Here is a 5,160-nt window from a genome sequence, read left to right as displayed (position 1 = left end):
GGCCCCGCGTCGACCGGCCCGGCCGACCCGACCCGCCGGACCGGGTGGCCCGGGGGACGCCGGGACAACCACTGGTCGCACCCGGAGAAACGGACCGCGCCGGTCGCCGGTTACGGCTGGGACGGCGGCGAAATCACCAAGAGTGATCGGCCTGCGTGGGGCGTCGGGCACGCGACAGCGCCCGGCGGTGGCGCCGGTGAGGAAACGGGACGGTGGCTGCCGGTCAGGAGTGGAAGCCGTCGGGCAGCAGACGGGCCAGGGCCCGTACCGCGCGGTACTGGAGGGCCTTGATGGCGCCCTCGTTCTTGCCCATGGCACGGGCCGTCTCGGCCACCGAGAAGCCCTGGAGGAACCGCAGCACGATGCACTCCTGCTGCTCCGGGTTGAGCTGCTTGACGGCGGTGAGCAGGGCGACGTTGGTGATGTGCTCCACCACCGCCGCCTCCGGGCTGCCCTCCGGACCGCGGTCCTCCCGGTCGGCGTCGAGGACGTCGCCGGTGGTCACCTCCAGCCGGTAGCGCCCCGACTTGAAGTGGTCGGCGACCAGGTTGCGGGCGATGGTGACCAGCCAGGCGCCGAGGTCGCGCCCCTGCCAGGTGAAGCTGCCGATCCGCTTGAGCGCGCGCAGGAACGTGTCGGAGGTGAGGTCCTCGGCGAGCTGGCGGTTGCCGACCCGGAAGTAGACGAACCGGAAGACGGTGTCGACGTACCTGTCGTAGATCAGGCCGAACGCCTCGGACTCGCCGGCCTGCGCGCGTTCGACGAGCGTCCACACCTCGGTGGCCGGGTCGGACGGGTCGGGGCGGCTGGGGAATCCGGTGGCGGGCGTGGCGGCCGGCACGGCGGGCAGGACGGCGGTGTCGCCTGTGGTCACCGCCGGCAGGATCGCGGTCTCCGCGGCGGACGGCTCCGCGCCGGTGGCCGCGTCACCGCGCCGGGCCTGCGCCGGCATGGTCGGGCGGGCCGGGCTGCCGAGGCGGCCGGCCGCGGGTTTCGCGTTGCCGCCGGGCGTCGCGGGACGCGCCGGCGCCTCGTTCGTGTGGTGCGCGCGGCTGCGTACGCGCCGCCCCTCGCCGCGTACCGCGAGCTGGCTCTCGGTGCTGCGTGGAGGCGGGTCCGCGCGCTCGTTGAGCGGGTTGCGCTGGGTCGGGCCGGTGACGCCGGCCGGCCGTTCGGCGTAACCGAAGGTGGTCACCGCGCCTCCCCGGTCCGAGTGGGCAGCGACCGCACCGGGCGCCACTGTGGTGCCGGGGGACCGGGTGGAACCCGGCCGGGCGCGGCCGGGTCGGGACGTGCCGACGGGCGGCAGATCCCCTTGAGGTGCTGGTCCAATGCGCTGACGGGCACGGGGGCCTCCTCGGGCTGAGGGGTGTCGACTCACGGCAAATGGGGTGAGCCGACCCGAGTGATGATAGGGCCAACGTCACCCACGCGTGGCAAGTCCGTTACACAGAGCGGAAGTATTTCCCGCCGGATCGCACGAATGGCGGACCCGTTGTCCGTCGCGTGTGGTTGACTTTCGCGCCGGATCGTGGTCCGCAGTGGAAAGTCCTGGTCGGAGCAGATTTTCTTTCCGCTCGGCGTGTCGCGAGGGCGGCTCGCACGGGTCGCCCCGGGTCGCTCGGCTCGTGCCGCTGGAGATCGTTATCCCGCGCTCGGGAATCCCACCGTACTGCATTCCCAGTCCCGTGTGGCGGACCCGGTGCCGTGTCCGGGCATGGTCCGGCGGACGCCGCTGTGCCAGACTCAGCCACCGTGCAGGACGCCGCCGAAAGCTCCGCGCCGAACCTCGCCGACCGGCTCCGCCGGGCCGCCACCGAACGGGGCGACCGGGCCGCGCTGCGCTGGCGCGAGCGGACGCTCACCTGGTCCGAGCTGGACGACGCGGTCACCGCCACCGCCCGCGCGCTGCTCGCCGACGCGCCGCCGGCCGCCGGACCGGGACATCCGCCCCGGGTGGCTGTCGCGTTCGGCAACACCCCGGACTTCGTGGTCACCTACCTCGCCGCGCTCCGGGCCGGCCTGGTCGCCGTACCGGTCAACCCCGCGCTCACCGCCCGCGAGCTGCGGCACGTGCTCACCGACTCCGGCGCGACGGTGCTGGTCGGCGCCCCCGAGGTGACCGCCCGGGTGGACCGCACCGAGCTGCCCGGGCTGCGCGCCGTGCACACCGCGCCGCCGGTACGCGGCGACACCGGGCCGGACGGGTTCCCGGCCCGCGCCGGCGACGACCTCGCCGTCCTGCTCTACACCTCCGGCACCGAGGGACGGCCCAAGGGCGCGATGCTGTCGCACCGCGCGCTCGCCGCCAACCACGACCAGACCGACCGGATCGAGCCGCCGGTGGTCGGCCCCGACGACGTCGTGCTGCTCGCCCTTCCGCTGTTCCACGCGTACGGGCTGAACACGGTGCTCGGCGCCGTGGTGCGGCACGGCGCGACGGGTGTGCTCGTCGACGAGCCCGGCCCGTCCGGGGCGCTGGACGAGATCGCCCGGCACCGGGTCACGGTGCTCGTCGGCGTACCGTCGATGTTCCTGACCTGGGCCGAGGCGGAGCGTGACCCGGCCGCGGCGCTGGCCTCGGTGCGCGTCGCGGTGTGCGGCGCGGCGCCGCTGCCGCCGGCCGTCGGGGCGCGCTTCACCGAGCTGACCGGGCACCCGGTGCACGTCGGCTACGGGCTCACCGAGACCGCGCCGGTGCTCACGTCGACACTCGTCGGCGGCGAGCCGAAACCCGGCTCGATCGGCCGTCCGCTGCCCGGCGTCGAGCTGCGCCTGACCGGGGCCGACGGCGTCGAGCTGTGGCGCGACGGAGTGCCAGCCGACGCCCCCGACGAGGACGAGATGGACCTCTCCGACGAGCTGGCCGGCACCGACCCCGGGCAGATCATGGTACGCGGGGAGAACCTGTTCGCCGGTTACTGGCCGGACGGGCGGGGCGGGCCGGACCCGGACGGCTGGTGGGCCACCGGCGACGTCGCGTACGCCGACGGCGACGGCGACCTGTTCCTCGTCGACCGGCTCGGCGAGCTGATCCTGGTAAACGGCTTCAACGTCTACCCGCACGAGGTGGAGCTGGTGCTCCAGGCGCACCCCGGGGTGGCCGAGTCGGCGGTCCTCGGCGTGCCGCACCCGCGGACCGGCGAGACTGTGCGGGCGTACGTGGTCCGGGCGGCCGGTTCGCCGGTGACGGCTGACGAACTGCTCGCCCACTGCGCGCGTAACCTGGCCCGGTTCAAGTGCCCGACCGCCGTCGAGTTCGTCGACAGCCTGCCGTACTCGGCGATCGGGAAGGTGCGCAAGACCGAGCTGCGCCCGGCGCCCGTGGTGCCGTCGCCGGCGTCGCCGACCGAGATCCGCACGGAGGTATCCGATGTCCAGTGACCCGAGGCTCATCCTGATCACCCGGCCCGGCTGCCACCTGTGCGACGACGCGAAGGCCGCGCTCGACCGTGTGGTCGCGGTCACCGGCGACCGGTGGGTGGAGCGGGACGTCACCGGCGACCTGGAGATGGAGCGCGACTACGGCGACCGGCTGCCGGTGGTGCTGCTCGACGGCAAGGAACACGGGTACTGGCGGGTCGAGGAGGACCGGCTGCTGCGCGACCTGACCACGCCGCAGCTCTAGCCTTAGAGTGCTCGGGTGACGGGTATGCGACGCCACCTCGTGTGGGACTGGAACGGAACGCTCCTCGACGACCTCGACCTGGTGGTCCAGGCCACGAACGTGGCCTTCGCCAGCGCCGGCGGGCCGGCGGTCACCGCGGCCGAGCACCGGGTCCGGTTCCGGCGGCCGATCGCCGACTACTACGCCGAGATGCTCGGCCGGGCCGTGGACGCCGAGGCGTTCGGGACGCTGGACCGGGTCTTCCACGACGCCTACCGGGCCGGGCTGACCACCTGCGCCCTGGCCGCCGACGCCACCACCGCGATCGAGTCCTGGGAGGGCAGCCAGTCGCTGCTGTCCATGTGGTTCCACGACGAGCTGGTGCCGACGGTGCACACGTACGGGCTGACGCCGCACTTCCGCCGGGTGGACGGGCTGCGTGCCACAGTCGGCGGCGGGCACAAGGCCGAGTGGCTGGAGAAGCACCTGGCCGAGCTGGGGCTGGGCGGCCACGAGGTGGTGCTGATCGGCGACTCGCTCGACGACGCCGACGCGGCCGCCTCGGTCGGCGCCCGCTGCGTCCTCTACACCGGTGGCCTGTCCGACCCGGACCGGCTGCGCGGCAGCGGCCACCCGGCCGCCGACACGCTCACCGAGGCGGTGACGCTGGCCCGCACGCTCGCCTGACCCGGCCCGGTCAGGCGCGCAGGTGGGCCAGGACGGCCAGGACACGGCGGTGGTGCGTGGTCGCGTCCGGCGGCAGGTCGAGCTTGGTGAAGATGTTGCGGACGTGCTTCTCGACCGCGCCGTCGCTGACCACCAGCGCCCGGGCGATGGCGGTGTTCGAGCGGCCCTCGGCCATCAGCGCCAGCACCTCGCGCTCGCGCGGGGTCAGCGAGCCCAGCGGGTCGTCGCGCCGCCGCCGGACCAGCAACTGGCTGATCACCTCCGGGTCGAGCACGGTGCCGCCGGCGGCCACCCGGGCCAGGCCGTCCAGGAACTCGTCGATCGCGGCGACCCGGTCCTTGAGCAGGTAGCCGATGCCGCCGCCGGCCCCGCCCGCGGTGTCCAGCAGGTCGTCGGCGTACGACACCTCGACGTACTGGGACAGCACCAGGATCGGCGTACCCGGCACCCGGCGGCGGGCCTCCACCGCGGCGCGCAGTCCCTCGTCGGTGTGTGAGGGCGGCATCCGCACGTCCACCACCGAGACGTCGGGCCGGTGCGCCACCACCGCCTCGACCAGCGCGTCACCGTCACCGACGGCCGCCACCACCTCGTGCCCGTACTCGGTCAGCAGCCGGATCAGCCCCTCCCGGAGCAGTACGGCGTCGTCCGCGATCACCACCCGCATGGATCCGGTGTCTATCACGCCCCGACCCGGTGGTCCGGATCACCTCGGTAGTTCGGCGTGGACCCGGGTCGGGCCGCCGGCCGGGCTGGTCACCTCCAGCGTGCCGCCGGCCGCCCGGACCCGGTCGGCGATGCCGTTGAGCCCGTGGCCCTTGGCCAGGTGCGCGCCGCCGACGCCGTCGTCGGTGACAGTGATCTCC

General features: G+C 74.2%; 5 protein-coding genes and 1 pseudogene. 3 read left to right on the top strand and 3 right to left on the bottom strand.

Annotated elements, in window-relative coordinates; genetic code table 11:
* Positions 1-223: 223 nt before the first annotated feature.
* Positions 224-1,195 carry an ECF subfamily RNA polymerase sigma factor, BldN family gene (locus KBX39_RS22445; RefSeq protein ID WP_187692941.1) on the bottom strand — a complete coding sequence of 324 codons (972 nt, stop codon included), beginning with the start codon at positions 1,193-1,195 and terminating at the stop codon, positions 224-226.
* A gap of 512 nt (positions 1,196-1,707) precedes the next feature.
* Here KBX39_RS22445 and KBX39_RS22440 point away from each other — a divergent pair.
* Genes KBX39_RS22440 through KBX39_RS22430 form a run of 3 tightly spaced genes read left to right on the top strand, consistent with a single transcriptional unit; the run spans position 1,708 to position 4,294 of the window.
* Entirely contained in the window at positions 1,708-3,384 is a 1,677-nt protein-coding gene (locus KBX39_RS22440) for an AMP-binding protein (RefSeq protein WP_210872362.1), read from the top strand.
* Positions 3,374-3,628, top strand: coding sequence for a glutaredoxin family protein (locus KBX39_RS22435; RefSeq protein WP_013288752.1), 255 nt, complete (start codon positions 3,374-3,376; stop codon positions 3,626-3,628). Before KBX39_RS22440 ends, KBX39_RS22435 begins: the two co-directional genes overlap by 11 nt.
* Before the next feature lie 24 nt (positions 3,629-3,652).
* Positions 3,653-4,294, top strand: a complete 642-nt coding sequence (locus KBX39_RS22430; protein WP_013475152.1) for an HAD family hydrolase — start codon at positions 3,653-3,655, stop codon at positions 4,292-4,294.
* Positions 4,295-4,304: 10 nt separating this feature from the next.
* Here the strand turns inward: KBX39_RS22430 and KBX39_RS22425 are convergent, their stop codons facing one another.
* Complete coding sequence (locus KBX39_RS22425; RefSeq protein WP_210872360.1) at positions 4,305-4,961, bottom strand: response regulator transcription factor; 657 nt, start codon at positions 4,959-4,961, stop codon at positions 4,305-4,307.
* Positions 4,962-5,000: 39 nt separating this feature from the next.
* Positions 5,001-5,160, bottom strand: a pseudogene (locus KBX39_RS22420) (sensor histidine kinase); the annotation flags it as partial.

The sequence above is a fragment of the Micromonospora sp. D75 genome (genome assembly GCF_018070405.1).
Taxonomy (GTDB): domain Bacteria; phylum Actinomycetota; class Actinomycetes; order Mycobacteriales; family Micromonosporaceae; genus Micromonospora; species Micromonospora chalcea.
This window is presented reverse-complemented; position numbering and strand designations above follow the sequence as displayed.

Bases quoted from the DNA above. Each gene is read 5' to 3' on its own strand.
- KBX39_RS22425 (WP_210872360.1), bottom strand. From the start codon at position 4,961: ATGCGGGTGGTGATCGCGGACGACGCCGTACTGCTCCGGGAGGGGCTG.
- KBX39_RS22430 (WP_013475152.1), top strand. From the start codon at position 3,653: ATGCGACGCCACCTCGTGTGGGACTGGAACGGAACGCTCCTCGACGAC.
- KBX39_RS22435 (WP_013288752.1), top strand. From the start codon at position 3,374: ATGTCCAGTGACCCGAGGCTCATCCTGATCACCCGGCCCGGCTGCCAC.